21 protein-coding genes are annotated in these 14,055 nt (G+C 67.6%); 10 read left to right on the top strand and 11 right to left on the bottom strand.

Going from position 1 to position 14,055, the window contains the following annotated elements:
* Positions 1–28: 28 nt before the first annotated feature.
* Both HHX30_RS21930 and HHX30_RS43785 read right to left on the bottom strand, forming a co-directional pair.
* Positions 29–649 carry a DUF305 domain-containing protein gene (locus HHX30_RS21930; protein WP_169983857.1) on the bottom strand — a complete coding sequence of 207 codons (621 nt, stop codon included), beginning with the start codon at positions 647–649 and terminating at the stop codon, positions 29–31.
* Positions 650–725: 76 nt separating this feature from the next.
* On the bottom strand, positions 726–1,130 hold the full coding sequence (locus tag HHX30_RS43785; protein WP_396704964.1) for a DUF6153 family protein: 405 nt from the start codon (positions 1,128–1,130) through the stop codon (positions 726–728).
* Positions 1,131–1,492: 362 nt separating this feature from the next.
* Between HHX30_RS43785 and HHX30_RS21925 the strand changes: the two genes are divergently transcribed.
* On the top strand, positions 1,493–1,852 hold the full coding sequence (locus tag HHX30_RS21925; protein WP_169983856.1) for a BlaI/MecI/CopY family transcriptional regulator: 360 nt from the start codon (positions 1,493–1,495) through the stop codon (positions 1,850–1,852).
* A 39-nt stretch (positions 1,853–1,891) separates the two neighbouring features.
* Here HHX30_RS21925 and HHX30_RS21920 read toward each other — a convergent pair whose 3' ends face one another.
* Complete coding sequence (locus HHX30_RS21920; RefSeq protein WP_211592358.1) at positions 1,892–2,296, bottom strand: MerR family transcriptional regulator; 405 nt, start codon at positions 2,294–2,296, stop codon at positions 1,892–1,894.
* 55 nt (positions 2,297–2,351) lie between these two features.
* Here HHX30_RS21920 and HHX30_RS21915 point away from each other — a divergent pair, with 55 nt between their 5' ends.
* Entirely contained in the window at positions 2,352–3,125 is a 774-nt protein-coding gene (locus tag HHX30_RS21915; protein ID WP_169983854.1) for a methyltransferase domain-containing protein, read from the top strand.
* A gap of 22 nt (positions 3,126–3,147) precedes the next feature.
* Here HHX30_RS21915 and HHX30_RS21910 read toward each other — a convergent pair whose 3' ends face one another.
* Positions 3,148–4,050: a C40 family peptidase gene (locus HHX30_RS21910; RefSeq protein ID WP_211592357.1), complete on the bottom strand. Its 903-nt coding sequence runs from the start codon at positions 4,048–4,050 to the stop codon at positions 3,148–3,150.
* Between the two features lie 477 nt (positions 4,051–4,527).
* Between HHX30_RS21910 and HHX30_RS21905 the strand changes: the two genes are divergently transcribed.
* The 5 genes from HHX30_RS21905 (at position 4,528) to HHX30_RS21885 (ending at position 7,324) form a co-directional block, all read left to right on the top strand.
* Positions 4,528–4,803 carry a heavy-metal-associated domain-containing protein gene (locus tag HHX30_RS21905; protein WP_169983852.1) on the top strand — a complete coding sequence of 92 codons (276 nt, stop codon included), beginning with the start codon at positions 4,528–4,530 and terminating at the stop codon, positions 4,801–4,803.
* 136 nt (positions 4,804–4,939) lie between these two features.
* Positions 4,940–6,373, top strand: coding sequence for an MFS transporter (locus HHX30_RS21900; RefSeq protein ID WP_169983851.1), 1,434 nt, complete (start codon positions 4,940–4,942; stop codon positions 6,371–6,373).
* 105 nt (positions 6,374–6,478) lie between these two features.
* Positions 6,479–6,760 (top strand): metal-sensitive transcriptional regulator, encoded by a 282-nt coding sequence (locus HHX30_RS21895; protein ID WP_169983850.1) that lies wholly within the window; start codon positions 6,479–6,481, stop codon positions 6,758–6,760.
* 24 nt (positions 6,761–6,784) lie between these two features.
* On the top strand, positions 6,785–6,958 hold the full coding sequence (locus HHX30_RS21890) for a heavy-metal-associated domain-containing protein (RefSeq protein ID WP_169983849.1): 174 nt from the start codon (positions 6,785–6,787) through the stop codon (positions 6,956–6,958).
* A gap of 129 nt (positions 6,959–7,087) precedes the next feature.
* Positions 7,088–7,324 (top strand): hypothetical protein, encoded by a 237-nt coding sequence (locus tag HHX30_RS21885; protein ID WP_169983848.1) that lies wholly within the window; start codon positions 7,088–7,090, stop codon positions 7,322–7,324.
* 181 nt (positions 7,325–7,505) lie between these two features.
* On the opposite strand, the gene HHX30_RS21880 is transcribed toward HHX30_RS21885, so the two are convergent.
* Complete coding sequence (locus HHX30_RS21880; protein ID WP_169983847.1) at positions 7,506–8,012, bottom strand: DUF2306 domain-containing protein; 507 nt, start codon at positions 8,010–8,012, stop codon at positions 7,506–7,508.
* Between the two features lie 87 nt (positions 8,013–8,099).
* On the opposite strand from HHX30_RS21880, the gene HHX30_RS21875 reads away from it, so the two are divergent.
* Positions 8,100–8,438, top strand: a complete 339-nt coding sequence (locus tag HHX30_RS21875) for a PadR family transcriptional regulator (protein WP_169983846.1) — start codon at positions 8,100–8,102, stop codon at positions 8,436–8,438.
* On the top strand, positions 8,420–9,001 hold the full coding sequence (locus HHX30_RS21870; protein ID WP_169983845.1) for a hypothetical protein: 582 nt from the start codon (positions 8,420–8,422) through the stop codon (positions 8,999–9,001). The genes HHX30_RS21875 and HHX30_RS21870 overlap by 19 nt, the downstream gene beginning before the upstream one ends.
* Positions 9,002–9,181: 180 nt before the next feature.
* On the opposite strand, the gene HHX30_RS21865 is transcribed toward HHX30_RS21870, so the two are convergent.
* Positions 9,182–9,673 (bottom strand): hypothetical protein, encoded by a 492-nt coding sequence (locus tag HHX30_RS21865; protein WP_169983844.1) that lies wholly within the window; start codon positions 9,671–9,673, stop codon positions 9,182–9,184.
* 369 nt (positions 9,674–10,042) lie between these two features.
* On the opposite strand from HHX30_RS21865, the gene HHX30_RS21860 reads away from it, so the two are divergent.
* Positions 10,043–10,867, top strand: a complete 825-nt coding sequence (locus HHX30_RS21860; protein WP_169983843.1) for a PRC and DUF2382 domain-containing protein — start codon at positions 10,043–10,045, stop codon at positions 10,865–10,867.
* 262 nt (positions 10,868–11,129) lie between these two features.
* Here HHX30_RS21860 and arsM read toward each other — a convergent pair whose 3' ends face one another.
* The 5 genes from arsM to HHX30_RS21835 form a co-directional block, all read right to left on the bottom strand.
* Positions 11,130–11,909, bottom strand: a complete 780-nt coding sequence (gene arsM / locus HHX30_RS21855; RefSeq protein ID WP_169983842.1) for an arsenite methyltransferase — start codon at positions 11,907–11,909, stop codon at positions 11,130–11,132.
* Between the two features lie 11 nt (positions 11,910–11,920).
* On the bottom strand, positions 11,921–12,256 hold the full coding sequence (locus tag HHX30_RS21850; protein ID WP_169983841.1) for a helix-turn-helix transcriptional regulator: 336 nt from the start codon (positions 12,254–12,256) through the stop codon (positions 11,921–11,923).
* 88 nt (positions 12,257–12,344) lie between these two features.
* Positions 12,345–12,752 carry an arsenate reductase ArsC gene (locus HHX30_RS21845; protein WP_310741777.1) on the bottom strand — a complete coding sequence of 136 codons (408 nt, stop codon included), beginning with the start codon at positions 12,750–12,752 and terminating at the stop codon, positions 12,345–12,347.
* Positions 12,753–12,784: 32 nt separating this feature from the next.
* Positions 12,785–13,528: an MIP/aquaporin family protein gene (locus HHX30_RS21840; RefSeq protein ID WP_169983840.1), complete on the bottom strand. Its 744-nt coding sequence runs from the start codon at positions 13,526–13,528 to the stop codon at positions 12,785–12,787.
* Positions 13,525–13,899 carry a helix-turn-helix transcriptional regulator gene (locus HHX30_RS21835; RefSeq protein WP_169983839.1) on the bottom strand — a complete coding sequence of 125 codons (375 nt, stop codon included), beginning with the start codon at positions 13,897–13,899 and terminating at the stop codon, positions 13,525–13,527. The genes HHX30_RS21840 and HHX30_RS21835 overlap by 4 nt, the downstream gene beginning before the upstream one ends.
* Positions 13,900–14,055 lie beyond the last annotated feature (156 nt).

The raw sequence follows: 14,055 nt of genomic DNA, 5'->3' as shown, positions 1-14,055 counted from the left end.
GACCACCGTCGCCCACCCGCCGGGCGTCCTACTGCAGGAGCTTCTTCATGGTGCTGATCTCCGCGGACTGGCCGGTGATGATGGAGTCGGCCATCTGCTTGGCCGGTTCGTAGACGCCGGCTCCCTGCTCCTCCTTGGCCATGGTGATGGCGCCCTCATGGTGCTGGATCATCATCGTCAGGAACGCTTTGTCGAATGCGGCGCCCTTGAGGCCTTCGAGCTTCTTCATGTCCTCGCCGGACATCATGCCGGGCATGCCGTGGTCCGTATGGTCCATCGGCATGCCGTCCTCGCCGGGGGCCTGAACACCCCAGCTTTCGAGCCAGCCGGTCATCGTCTGGATCTCGGGATCCTGGGCGGCCTCGATCTGCTTGGCCAGCTCCTTGACCTTGCTGCTACCAGCGCGATCCTCGGCCAGCTTCGCCATCTCAAGGGCCTGGCGGTGGTGCGGGATCATCATCTGCGCGAACCAGATGTCCCGGTCGTTGTGGTCCGCGGCCGGGCTGGTGGCAGGAGCCGGTGATTCGGCAGGCACCGCGGACATCGACGACGTGGCGGACATGTCGTGGGCGGCGGTGTCCGTGGAGCCGCAGGCACTGGCCAGCAGACCGGCTCCGAGCAGGGCGGCGGAAATGGCAAGACGCTTCATGGATGAACACTCTCCGTGTGTAGGTGCATGCAGGTCGCTGCAGCTCGACGGCGAGTCAGGCCGACGAGCGCGCCTTCTACACCCGGATCACACAGAGTTGCGCGAGGGTCGGACCTCTGGGACGGGCGGTGGGCCCGCGGGGGAGGAACGACTGCAAGAACAGCCGGCTTGGCGGGGCACCGAAGCGGCCTGCACCCACTATGACGAGGAGAAGTAGTAGGACCGACCCGGCCAGGAGGAGGGCGAGACAGACCTGGCCGCCGCCGTGACCCTGGTGGGGAGAGCCGGGTTCGTCGCCGTGCCGGTCGTGGGGTCCGGCCATCGGCATCGCCGCATGATCGATTTGAGCGGAGTGCAGGGCCAGGACGCTAGGAGTGGGAAGAGGCCCAGGTGAGGGCTGAAGCCCGTGCATGGCGAGCAGGCCGCACAGGACGGCGGCAAGCAGGAGCAGTCCGCTCAAAGGAGCGAGCCTGCGCGCCACACCGCCCGTAGTCACAGTGGACACATTACTCACGGATCCGCGCGCTTCCCGCACCGCCTCGCAATGCCACACCAAGAACTCACTACTACCCGTACTAGTAATCCCGATGGCCTCTATCGATACCCATGTCGGACCGTTGGCGTCTGGCGCTCAGCCACGATCGTCGACCGAGGCGGGTGGGGCAGAACAGGGATAGTGTGATCGTGAGCGCCGGGGAGACACCGCTGATCGCGTCGCGGGATCCCAAGGGCAGCGGTTGATCGACTGTCACTGCCTACGACAGGAGCCCGGCATGGGTGACCGCTTTGTCGCGCCAGGCCTGATCTACTACCTTACCTAGGAAGGACGAAGGCGGAGGAGACGTGCGCGAGTTCGGCAAGCTCGAGGCGGCGGTGATGGACTGCGTCTGGGCTCTCGGCCGGCCCGTGTCCGTACGCGAGGTGCTGACCGAGCTCCAGAAGAGCCGCGACATCGCCTACACCACGGTGATGACGGTGATGGACACCCTGCACGGCAAGGGCTGGCTGCGCCGTCGGTTGGAGGGCCGCGCCTACAGTTACGAGGCTGTGGCCTCGCGCGAGGCGTACACGGCTCGTCTGATGCGCGGAGCGCTGGCGACGAGCAACAACCAGGCGGCGGCGTTCGTCCACTTCCTCGCCGAGCTGACCCCTACGGAGGCGGAGGCGCTTCGGCAGGCGTTGAAAATCGTCCCCCCGAACTGATCCCCGCCCACCAACAGGTTCCGATTCGATTCGGCGTGCTCAGACAGGGACATGCGGTCGCGCCTCCCGCCCGATCCTCTCCGTGATCACGGCTTGGAAGTGCGCGCACGAGGTGAAGTCCTCATGGTCGCAGTCCAGTGCACATCGGATCAGCTCCAGCGAGGCTTCCGCCTGTGCGATGCGCCGCCTCAAATCGTTCTCGAGACGCCGCAGTATTACGCGCCGTTCCGCCGGCTCCCTGGCTGCGATCATCTCCCGGATGTCGTCGAGCCCGAACCCGGCTTCCTTCGCCCGCAGGATGACCGCGATTCTGTAGAGGTCGTCGCGACCGTACCGGCGGCGATCGCCTCCGATTCGCGCCGGCTCCAGCAGGCCGACGGACTCCCAGTGCCGCAGGACGTGCGTGGCCAGGCCGAAGTGTTCCGCCACCTGTCCGATGCTCATCGCCGGGAGGTTCGAGCTTGACTTCATGTCGACATTAAGTCGCATGGTGGGACACATGTCCAACGACGAGACGAACCGTGTCCCCGCCGAAGATCTCAACCCGTTCATCCGGCTGCTCGACGCCGCCGACGCATCCCCCGGCGCGGCAGCCCTCCGCGCTCGCTCCTATGAACTGCTCCACATCGCGCCCGGCATCCCGGCGGTCGACGTCGGGTGCGGCACCGGCCGCGCAGTGGCGGAGATGAACGAGCGTGGGGCCCGGGCCCTCGGCATCGACGCAAGCGTGCAGATGATCGAAGAGGGCTGTCGACGCCGGCCAGATTCGGACCTGAGGGTGGGCGACGCCTACGAGCTGTCCCTGCCGGACGGCTCTGTGGCGGCCTACCGCGCCGACAAGGTGTACCACGAGCTCGACGATCCGGCGAAGGCGCTCGGTGAAGCGTTCCGCGTGCTCACACCTGGCGGGCGAATCGCCCTGATCGGCCAGGACTGGGAGAGCTTCGTCATCGACTCGGACACTCCCGCGATCACCCGCACCATCGTCCAGGCGCGCGCCGATACGGTTCCGAATCCTCGCGCCGCTCGCCGCTACCGCAATCTCCTACTCGAAGCCGGGTTCGAGGACGTGGCGGTAGAGGTCCACACCGGCATCTTCACCGACGCCACCATGCTGCCGATGCTCTCGGGCATCGCCGAGGCCGCCTTCGCGGCCGGCGCGCTCGACCGGGAGCAGGCCGACATGTGGATCGACGAGCAGGCTACGCGGGCCAAGGCGGGACGGCTCTTCCTTGCGATACCGCTGTTCCTCGCCTCGGCAGGCCGACCCTGACGAGAACGGCCACCGGCGACGGTCAAGAGACCAGCCGTACACCGCCCATGAAGGGGCGCGTCCTGATGCTGACGATCTTCACCACGTCTCCCGTCTGCGGCGCGTGCACCATCATGCCGTCGCCGACGTACATGCCGTTGTGGTGGAGGTCGGAGTAGAAGAAGACGATGTCCCCTACTTGAAGCTGGTCCATGCTGGGGACTCGTGTCCCCAGTTGCCACTGGGCTCCCGTGTAGTGGGGCAGGGTGATCCCGACCTTCGAGTACGCCCACAACATCAGGCCTGAACAGTCGAAGCTGTTCGGGCCGGCGGCCCCCCACACATAGGGCCTGCCGACCTGGCTGACCGCCCATCGTGCGGCCTCGGCGGCTTTGCCCTGGCCCTCGACGGACACTGTCGGCAGGTTGGCGACGGGAGGCGGGCCGAGTTGCTCGATCTTGATCTTCACCTCGTCGATGAGCTTCTCGATGCGCTGCTTCTTCCCTGCCAGGTCGCTCACCAGGTTTCCGAGCTGCTTCTTGTGCGCGTTCGCGCGCTCGCGTGCCTGATCGACCTGGGCCTGTAGGCGCAGTGCGTCCTTCATCTGCGCCGCCCACTGTTCGGAGAACTGCGCAGTGAGCGAAGCGGCGGACAATACTGCCCGGGGGTTCCCTCCGGCCAAGACGAGGGACGGCGAAGCGAGGGACCCGGTCATGTACCGGGTGTTGGCGAGCGCACGGGTAGCCGCCCGTACCTGCGCGTATCGCTCCTCGGTCCGTGCGGCCTCGGTGTTCAGCCGCCGCGACTCACGCTTCGCCGCGGCCAGCTCCACGCGCCGGCCGTTGTACTGCTCGGTGAGCTTCTCCGCCTGCTCGTTCAGGCGGGCGAGTTGAGCCTTGAGCTCCTTCGGGGTCGGCTTCGGCGCAGCAAGGGCGACCGTGGGCATCAGCATCCCGGCGACAGCGACCAGCGCCCCGGCTATCCGTAAAAGGATGTGCGAAAGCGGCGCCTCAGGCTTACGTCCCACACTTCTCCGCTCTTTTCCCCTGTCGCGAGGCACGTCTCGGACCTGCGTGACCGCTTCCTGGCCCACCGGCCGCGGTCCGCGACGTCCTAGTCCTCTTCCTGAGGCCGGGCCGAACTACGACGCACCTTAGTAGACCTGTGTTGCTTACGCATCCAATGCCGGACGTCTCAGGTCAAAGCGGTGAGCACAGGTGCACACAGGAAGCAATGGTGTGGTCTCGGTTCGCCTATCTCCAATAGGAGATTCGTCTACCACATCTCTTCGGTTCAGAAGTCGCGGCGATGGCGGGGCGGGGGGTGGAAGTCGGCCGACAGCCCTGGAGGACAAACCCCTCAGGGGTATGTTACGGTCTCTCCCGACATACCCCCAGGGGGTAGTAAACGAAGGAGGACGGACATGTGCACGGCATGCGCGTGCGGTACGGAGTCGGCTCAGGCCGAGGTGGCCGCTGAGGCGAATGCGGCGGACGGCAGGGTCTATTCGGTGAGCGGGATGACCTGCGGCCACTGCGTCTCGTCGGTGTCCGGGGAGATCGGCAAGATCGACGGCGTCACCGGCGTGGCGGTCGACCTGCCGGCCGGCGCGGTCACCGTCAGCGGCGCGGGGTTCACCGACGAGGAGATCCGCGCCGCGGTGGAGCAGGCCGGCTACCAGCTGGCGAGCCGGTCCTAGCGGGTCGCGCCCTGAAGAAGGCGGTGGGCGTGCACTGGCATGCACGCCCACCTGCGGGGCCGGTCCGATTCGGCATCACACCCAACCCTCTAGCGCATCCTCCCAGCACGGCGGATGCGTAGAACAGGAGTGCGGCATGAACGCCGTCAATCCGCGCAGGTGGCGGGCACTGGTCGTGCTCGCCGCCGCGCAGTTCATGGTCATCATGGACACCTCGATCATCGGTGTCGCCTTACCCGACATGCAGCGCGATCTGGGCTTCTCCCCGGACGCGCTGCAGTGGGTCTTCAACGCCTACGTCATCGCCTTCGGCGGCCTGCTGCTGCTCGGAGGCCGCCTGTCCGACCTGTTCGGTGCCCGCAGGGTCTTCACCACCGGTTGGATCGTCCTGATCGCCGGGTCGGCCGTCGCCGCCGCGGCGAGCAGTCCTTGGGTGGAGATTCTCGGCCGTGGTGTGCAGGGTGTCGGCGGCGCGCTCATCGCCCCGGCCTCGATGACCCTGCTCATGATGCTCTTCGGACACGATTCGCGGGAGCTCGGCAAGGCCATGGCCCTGTACGGCGCGGCGGCTCCGGCCGGCGGCACCGCCGGAGTGTTCCTCGGCGGGGTCATCACCGAGTACCTGAGCTGGCCGTGGATCTTCATCGTCTACGTCCCCATCGGCGTCGCCACCCTGCTGGCCGTGCCCGCACTGCTGCCAGCGGTGGCCGGCAGACGCGGGTCGGTGGACGCGCTCGGCGGCGTCGCCGTCACCGCCGGGATCGCCCTGGCCGTGTTCGCGATCGTCCGGGCACCCGAGCAGGGCTGGGGTTCTGCCGCCACGCTGCTGGAACTGGCCGGGGCGGTCGTGCTGCTCGCGCTGTTCCTGCTCGTGCAGCGCGTGATCCGGGAGCCGCTCATGCCGCTGGGGATCTGGCGCACCCCCGGGCTGGCCGTCGCCAACCTCGCGATGGCGCTGCTCGGTGCGGCCTGGATCCCGATGTGGTACTTCCTCAACCTCTACCTGCAGCAGGTCCTCGGCTACAGCGCCTTCCCCAGCGGAGCGGCCCTGCTTCCCATGACGATCGCGATCATGATTTTCATGATCGGGATCACCGCCCGGCTGCTCGGCAGGTTCGGCGCCAAGCCGCTGATCGTCATCGGGCTCGGCGTACTGGCCGCGGGAGTTGCCGGGCTGTCCCTGGTCCGGCCGGACGGGACCTTCGTCGCCGACGTGCTGCCCGCCTCGCTGGTCGCGGCGGTGGGAATGTCCCTGGCCTACATCCCCGCGATGATGTCGGCGATGTCCGGCGCGCGGCCCGAGGACAGCGGGCTGGCCTCGGGCATCGTCAACACCACCTACCAGATCGGCTCGGCGCTCGGCCTGGCCGTGATGACCGCACTCGCCACCGCCGGGACAGCGGCTGGCGCGGCCGGCCCCGCCGCGCTCACCGACGGTTTCCAGGCCGCCTTCACCGGTGCGGCGGTCGTGGCCGCGGCGGGGGCCGTGCTGACCCTGCTACTGATGCGCACGCCCGCATCCGCCGTGTCCCCCGCAGCGGACGCCGAAGCGGCATCCGCACAGGTGTGAGTGACGCCGAGTGGGCCCGTCCTTGGAAGTGGCGGGCCCACGAAATACCCTAGGGGGGTAGGGTGTTAATAGAAACAACAGACGTCAGCGGAGCAAGGCGGGGAGATGGCCGGATACACGGGGACCAAGGAAGACCACCTCAGGCGGCTGCGCCGGATCGAGGGGCAGGTCCGCGGACTGCAGCGGATGGTCGACGAGGACAAGTACTGCATCGACATCCTCACCCAGGTCTCGGCCGCTAACAAAGCACTCCAGGCGTTCGCCCTGGAACTGCTCGAAGAGCACATGGCGCACTGCGTCGCCGAGGCCATCGCCAAGGGCGGCACCGAGGCCGACGTCAAGATCAAGGAAGCCTCCGACGCCGTCGCCCGTCTCGTCCGTTCCTGACCGACCGAGCGAAGGAGAAGCGTCATGACCACCGCCACCGGCATGACCTGCGGCCACCGCGTCAGCTCCGTCAAGGAGGAGGTCGGTGAGGTTCCCGGTGTCACCGGCGTCGAGGTCGATCCGGCCACCGGGCTTGTGACGGTCGAAAGCGACATGAACCGGTTGCTGACGGCTACGCATGTGCCATTCCCTGCGTGAACCCCCGGTACAAAAGATCTTCTACTCGGTGTGGTTTTATCTCCCGCCGCCTCCCCCCCGGCCGTCCGAGAGGATAAAAACACACCCCGTGCATCTCACAGTGATCATGACCAGATAGTGTTTGCGCACGTGAACACGCTCCCCGAACCCCGGTCGCACGATGGTTGGCGGATCCTGCGGAGCGATGCCGGGCGGTTATGGGCGACCCGCGAGCGCCCCTTCGGCCGCGCAGCCGAGATGGCAGGTGCCTTCCGTACCGTCGATGCCGACGACCTTGGGCAGCTACACGCCGAGATCGCGCAGCAGGAACGGATCGCTGACACGGCCCTGTCGGGGAGCGAAGACATCGCCAGAAGTGACGCGTGACCTACAGGCCGGCTGGTCCTCACGGAGGAGGTCACGAGCTCGTGCTCGCGCTGACTGGCGATCACTTGCAGCGGCACGCGGGGCCAGTTACGGCGGGCTGGTGTGCGGCAGGCGGCCCGAGTCGCCGCCGGCCGGGATCGGCTGAGCACAATTCGGCAGGGCATGTGGCTGTGGTCGAGTGTCACGTTCGGGCTGGTGCGTTCGGATGGCGTCTGCGGGCGATGGCGCGTGTTATCAAGAGGGAGCCGATCAGGGCCGGGAGCAGCCAGTAGGCGATGGCCGGAAGCCTGTCCCACAGCGGCAGATGTGGGCCGTTGTCGACGTAGAAGCCGGTCAGGAGCAGGACGTAGGACGTTCCCATTCCGAGGATGTGGACGTCGGGCCGCTGCCGGCGGTTGGCGTACCCCGTCAGCGCAGTGATGATCGCCAAAGTACCGATGCCGAACAGGTGAATGTTCTCTCGCCAGCGAATCACCGACATGACGGTAAGGCTGACGTAGACGACGGCCAGTCCCCACAGGTAGACGCGTCCGAATCGCATGTGTCGTGGGCTTCCCTTTCTCGTCAATGCGGCGATCGCGCCGCAGATCACACACGTGATCCCGGCGGTTACGTGGACCGCGAGCGCGGAGAGAAAGACCGGTCCGGCGTTGGGGATCGGAGTGCCCAAGATGTCGATGGTGTCCATCGCATCTCCAATGCGTAGGGTTGCTACCTATAGGGACGCTACTCCGGGTCTTGGCCGATGGAAAGAGCAGATGTAGCGTTACTACCTATGAGGGCGGAAGCACTCAAAGGACACCTGGATGGCCTCCTGCTCGCCACGCTGGAGGACGGGCCGCAGCACGGCTACGCAGTGAAGGAAGCCTTGCGTGACGCCACAGGCGGCAGACTCGACCTGCCCACCGGCACCGTCTACCCGGCGCTGCACCGTCTGGAGCGCGCGGGCCTGATCAAGGGAAGCTGGTCGGTGGTGGGCGGTCGCAGACGACGCACCTACGAGCTGACCGAGCAGGGGCGACGCTCGCTGGCGGGGGCACGCGACCGCTGGCAGGAGTTCGCCGCCGTCATATCCGCGGCACTGGGTGGTGGACCGTGGCCGGCCACGAACTGATCGAACGTCACCTTCAGACGCTCGCCGAGCGGCTGCCCGATCCCGTGGTGGAGGAGCTCGCCGACGGCCTCCTCGCCGCGTACGACGACCAGATGGAGCGGCTCGGCGATCCTGACGCGGCGGCCCGGGCCGCACTGGCGGACTTCGGCGACGCCGACACCGTCACCGCCGCCTTCGTCCGCGCCTCTCCCGGCAGGAAAGCCGCGTTCAGGCTGCTCGTGGCCGGGCCGATCGTCGGGCTGAGCTGGGGAGCCGTTCTCGTCACCGGCAACGTCTGGGCCTCGACGATCCCGCTGTCATCGCGCCTGGCCCTCGGCCTCCTCCTGGGGTCGGCCGTGCTCATGCTGCTGATCGCCATCCGGAAGGGACGGCATTACCGCACGGTACGGCTGGCCGCACTCGTCGGCACGGGAACCGTGGCCGTCCTGGACACGGTCATGCTGGGCACGGTCCTCACACTTCTGCCACCGCCCTCCCTGCTGCTGCTCGTGGCGCTGACCGGCAGCATCACAAGGATCATGCTGGCGGCCCAAGCCATACCCGAACTGGTCATGCGCCCGTGACGGTGCTGCGGCGGCGGTGCCCGGCCATCGGGGGTTGGGCCAGGCACCGCCGTCCACTGGATGGCTATGTAGATGTGGGCGAGGGCCAGATGCCGTCAGTTGGAGAGCCCTGCGGTGATCAGGAGCTCAGGAGTGTCGGTGATAAGGAGCGCCATGCCTATGGATCTGCGGGCATGGTTCTTAGTGCCCGATGCCTCCTCTGCTCTCGATACTGCGCAGGTTCTGGTTGATCACGCAGTCCCCGTTTCCCCTCCTGCAGTTGCCGCTGAGGGAGTTGGTGAACACGCTGACGCTTGACACCTGCTGAACGCCGGAGAAGTCGACGGCGCTGTTGGCTGCCGGGGCGTTCACGTTGCGCCTGCCTTTGATCCGCTGACGGGCTGGGCTGCTGATCGTGGGCGCGTTGGCCGTGTTGACGCCGCTCGTGCTCTGCCTGACGCCACCTCTGCCGTGCCGCTTGCCCTTACCCTTGCCCTTGCCGGATCCATGGCCGTAAAGGCCGTGACAATCACGATTCACTGCGTGGACGCCCTGCGGTATCGGCGCTGCCGACGCCTGCGGCACATCCGCGAGAGCCGACATGCCGATGACGAGCGCGGCGACAGCCACACCTCGGGCGGACACCTCTACGCCGAAAAAGCTCTGCGCACCCTTGGCACCCATCTGATCCACACCCGCCTTGGTCGTCGCGTCTGGACATGTACGCCTTGGGCACAAGTGCCACAAACCTACTCATACCCCTCACCCCACGGCTCTTCTTCGAACGTGTGATATCTGGGCTGTGGGTGGTCGCTTCTTTGCCGCTCGCGCCCCGCTCGGAAAGGCTCGCTACCCGGGGGTCGCACGCGGCGCGGACCAGGATGCGGAGTGTAGGCCGAGATGTGCCGGGAGCTACAGAGTGGTCACGCGACGCTGCGGCGCCGGCCGGGCGTCCGGCCCGGACCCGGAAGGTCACAAAAATGTCTAGATAAGTGGTTTTCATCCTCATGTGAGCGGTACGTCGGCAAAGGACCGATCAAGCGACAACGCAAGGAGAAGCACGTGATCACTCACGAGCAGATCCCCATGGTGCTCGACCACCCGGTCTACGACCTCAACGGCGACAAGATCGGCGAGGTCAAGCACGTCTTCCTCGACGATGCCACCGGGCAGCCCGAATGGCTGTGCGTCAAGAGCGGGCTGTTCAACATGAAGGAGACCTTCGTCCCGCTGCGCGACGCCGACCTGGTGGCCGACCATGTCGAGGTTCCCTACGACAAGGACCGCATCAAGGACGCACCCGACGTCGACCTGGACGCCGACGAGCACCTGCCGCCCGAGCAGGAGCGGCAGCTGTACCGCTACTACGACCTGGACTGGGACTCCTCCTGGGAGCGCGCCAACCAGCCGGGTGAGACCGGCTGGGCCGACGCGGGCGGACGCCGGGAGCGCGACCGCATGGGCATCGGCCGCGACGACGCGATGACCCGCTCGGAGGAGCAACTGGAGATCGGCACCGAACGACACCGCACCGGCCAGGCCCGGCTACGCAAGTACGTGGTCACCGAGCACGAGCAGGTCGACGTACCCGTGACCCGGGAGAAGGTGCGGATCGAGCGTGAGCCGATAACCGACACCAACCGGGACGAGGCGCTGAACGGCCCGGACATCACCGGCTCCGAGCACGAGGTGACGCTGCACGAGGAGCGCCCGGTGGTCGACAAGCGGACCGTGCCGGTCGAGCGGGTCCACATGGCCAAGGAGCAGGTCACCGACCGGAAGCGGATCGGCGGCGAGGTCCGCAAGGAGCGCATCGACGTCGAGGGCGACGTCGACGGAACCGGCCGCGCCTACGGTTCCGGCGACGGCTACGGCTCCACCCGCTGAGCTCGCCCCCCCTTTTCGCTCCTCAACCGGCTCCGTTGCCCCGGTGCAGCTCCAGCGCCGCCGGGGCAACGGCGTGCCCGGCCACGCTCCAGAGGGAACAGCTGGAACGGGCTGACATCCTCAGCCGTCCGGGAACGCCGCCGCGAGCTGGGAATCCTCACGCAGAGAGCTGCCTCACGGCTTGCAGTTCGGTGCCGTGGTCTCGAAGCCGGCGTTTCCGCCGTCGAGACCGGCCTAGTCGATGGCGAGGACCTGGGCGGCGTCAGCCTCCTGCATGGGGCGGATGGACGCCGGGCGGGGCGGAGGGCTTGGACGCATGAACGATCGCCGAGTGCAGGACACCGTTCGCGGCGTGGGTGCGCGTGATCGTGTACGTGGTGAACCCGGCCTCTGCGAGCAGGGCGCGGTACTCGGCTTCGGTGAGGGTGCCGACCGAGCAGCCGACGAGGTGTTCGGCCTCGGCGCGCTGGGCGGGGTCGAGTCCGTCGTCGGCGATGACGTCGGAGACGCCGAGCCTGCCGCCGGGCTTGAGCACGCGGAAGGCTTCGGCGAGCACGCGGGGTTTGTCGGCGGACAGGTTGATCACGCAGTTGGAGATGACGACGTCCACGCTGCCGTCGGGGAGCGGGATGTCTTCGATGTGGCCGTGCAGGAACTCGACGTTGGTCGCTCCGGCCTCGGTGGCGTTGGCTCGGGCGAGTTCGATCATTTCGGGTGTGGCGTCCAGGCCGTACGCCTTGCCGGTCGGGCCGACTCTGCGGGCCGAGAGCAGGACGTCGATGCCTCCGCCCGATCCCAGGTCGAGGACGGTTTCGCCGGGCTGGAGGTCGGCGACGGTGACCGGGTTTCCGCATCCCAGGCTGGCCCGGAGGGCTCCGTCGGGCAGGCCGGTGGTGTCGTCGTAGCCGGCCGAGCCGAAGCAGCCGTCGGTGAACTCCTGCGGCTCGCAGTCGATGACCTGTTTGCCTGCCTGGGCGGCTTTGGCCAGTTCGCCGTAGCGGGTGACGACACCGGCTCTGACTGCTTCCACGTTCTCGGACACGTCATCTCCGTTCAGCAGGGCGGCGCAGGGTCGGGAACGGGGCGGCCCATGACGACGTCGGCGGCGGTGGGGAAGCACTCCACACAGGCGCCGTTGATTCGGTAGAGGCTGGCCGTACCGCGATGCTCGACCAGGACGAACCCCACCTCGGCCAGCACCTTCAAGTGCGCGGAGACGGTCGATTGCCCGACCTCGACGGCCTCGACGATCTCTTTGACCGCCATCGGCCTCTGGGCGCGGGCGAGCAGGGTCACGATCTGAATGCGTGTGGCGTCGGCCAAGGCTTTGAACCAACTGGCGTACTCGGCGGCGGTGGCCCGGTCGAGCGGCGTCGTTCCCTGATTCATCGTTCATCGACGATAAACGATGAAGTGCTGAAGTGGAAGAACAAAAACCGGCCCAGCGGACGCCGAGCCGGTCCGAGATGACGTCGTTCTAGTGGGCGGGGACGAGTTCGGCGAGCAGGTCGCGTACGCGGCGGTCGATCTCGTCGCGGATCGGGCGGACCTGGTCGACGGGTTTGCCTGCGGGGTCGTCGAGCTGCCAGTCGAGGTAGCGCTTGCCGGGGAAGATCGGGCAGGCATCCCCGCAGCCCATGGTGATGACGACGTCGGCGGCCTGGACGGCCTCGGTCGTCAGCGGCTTGGGGAACTCCTTGGACAGGTCGAGGCCGAGTTCGTCCATCACCGCGATGACGGCAGGGTTGATCGTGTCGGCGGGAGCCGATCCGGCGGACCGGACCCGTACCCGACCGGCGGCGTGGCGGTCGAGCAGGGCGGCGGCCATCTGGGAGCGTCCGGCGTTGTGCACGCAGACGAACAGCACCTCGGGGATGTCGGACACGTGGGACTCCTTGGCGGGGTCAGCGGCGGTGATCAGGACGAGTGCGGTACGACGACGTCATGGCCCCCGTCGTCCTGGAGGGCGTCGGCTCCGGCCGGGCCGGACGCGGGATACAGGGCGACGGCGATGACCGCTCCGACGAGGGCGCCGAGCAGTTGGACGGCGACGAACGCGGGGATGGAGGACGGGGCGATCCCGGCGAAGGTGTCGGAGAAGCCCCGGGCGATCGTCACGGCGGGATTGGCGAAGCTGGTCGAGCTGGTGAACCAGTACGCGGCCCCGATGTACGCGCCGACGAGTGGCGCGGCCAGATGTGCGCGGCCCTGCCGGGCCAGGGCGACAATCAGCGCGACCAGGCCGGCGGTGGCGACGACCTCGCCGAGCCACAGCGACGGGGCCGCCCGTATGTGGGTGGAGGCGGTCACGGGCGGCAGGGCGAACATGAGGTTGGCCAGCACCGCCCCGGCGATCCCCCCGGCGACCTGGGCGGGCAGGTAGGCGACCACCTCGCGGGTGCTCAGCCCGCTCCGGTCGCGGCGTCCGAGCAGCCAGCCGACCAGGGAGACGACGGGGTTGAGGTGCGCGCCGGAGATCGGCCCGACCAGGATGATGATGACCGGCAGAGCCGCCGCGGTGGCCGCGCTGTTGGCCAGCAGTTGTACCCCGACGTCCTGTGACAGGCGCACGGCCATGACGCCTGATCCGATCACCACGGCGACGAGCAGGCCGGTACCGAAGAACTCGGCGAACGCCCGCCGTCCGATGCCCGTGGTCACGCCGTACCGGCGAGGGCGGGCGACACCGGGCCGATAAGGGCCGACATACGGGCCAGGACGGCGGGGTTGATCCAGTAGTACACCCAGGTGCCCCGGCGTTCGGAGTCGATGAGCCCGGCCTGCTTGAGCACCTTGAGATGGTGGCTGATCGTCGGCGGGGTCAGGTCGAAAGCCGCCGTCAGGTCGCACACGCAGGTCTCGCCGCCCTCGTGGCAGGCGATCAACGACAGCAGGCGCAGCCGTACCGGGTCGGCGATCGCCTTGAACAGCGGCGCCACCTCGGCGGCCTCGCTCTCCGACAGGGGCTCGCACCCCAGCGGTACACAGCACGCCGCGTCCGCGTCCACAATCGGCAGCACTTGATTCGACATATCTCTAATTTGACACAGGTCTAGGCAAGGGCACAAACTCCGGATACACGTTGATTAGAAGCTCATCGAAGCAGACGGGCGGCTTTGGCCCGCCGCTTCACGGCCAAGGGAGGACACCCATGTCCCGTGTTCAACTCGCTCTGCGCGTCGCCGACC

Origin of the sequence: Microbispora sp. H10836 (genome assembly GCF_012999525.1) — a bacterium.
Taxonomy (GTDB): domain Bacteria; phylum Actinomycetota; class Actinomycetes; order Streptosporangiales; family Streptosporangiaceae; genus Microbispora.
Note: the sequence above shows the minus strand (reverse complement) of the source record. Positions and strands in the feature narration are given on the sequence as shown.

Bases quoted from the DNA above. Each gene is read 5' to 3' on its own strand.
- HHX30_RS21900 (WP_169983851.1), top strand. From the start codon at position 4,940: ATGAACGCCGTCAATCCGCGCAGGTGGCGGGCACTGGTCGTGCTCGCC.
- HHX30_RS21905 (WP_169983852.1), top strand. From the start codon at position 4,528: ATGTGCACGGCATGCGCGTGCGGTACGGAGTCGGCTCAGGCCGAGGTG.
- HHX30_RS21890 (WP_169983849.1), top strand. From the start codon at position 6,785: ATGACCACCGCCACCGGCATGACCTGCGGCCACCGCGTCAGCTCCGTC.
- HHX30_RS21895 (WP_169983850.1), top strand. From the start codon at position 6,479: ATGGCCGGATACACGGGGACCAAGGAAGACCACCTCAGGCGGCTGCGC.
- HHX30_RS21835 (WP_169983839.1), bottom strand. From the start codon at position 13,899: ATGTCGAATCAAGTGCTGCCGATTGTGGACGCGGACGCGGCGTGCTGT.
- HHX30_RS21850 (WP_169983841.1), bottom strand. From the start codon at position 12,256: ATGAATCAGGGAACGACGCCGCTCGACCGGGCCACCGCCGCCGAGTAC.
- HHX30_RS21875 (WP_169983846.1), top strand. From the start codon at position 8,100: ATGAGGGCGGAAGCACTCAAAGGACACCTGGATGGCCTCCTGCTCGCC.
- HHX30_RS21880 (WP_169983847.1), bottom strand. From the start codon at position 8,012: ATGGACACCATCGACATCTTGGGCACTCCGATCCCCAACGCCGGACCG.
- HHX30_RS21920 (WP_211592358.1), bottom strand. From the start codon at position 2,296: ATGAGCATCGGACAGGTGGCGGAACACTTCGGCCTGGCCACGCACGTC.
- HHX30_RS21930 (WP_169983857.1), bottom strand. From the start codon at position 649: ATGAAGCGTCTTGCCATTTCCGCCGCCCTGCTCGGAGCCGGTCTGCTG.
- HHX30_RS21915 (WP_169983854.1), top strand. From the start codon at position 2,352: ATGTCCAACGACGAGACGAACCGTGTCCCCGCCGAAGATCTCAACCCG.
- HHX30_RS21910 (WP_211592357.1), bottom strand. From the start codon at position 4,050: ATGCCCACGGTCGCCCTTGCTGCGCCGAAGCCGACCCCGAAGGAGCTC.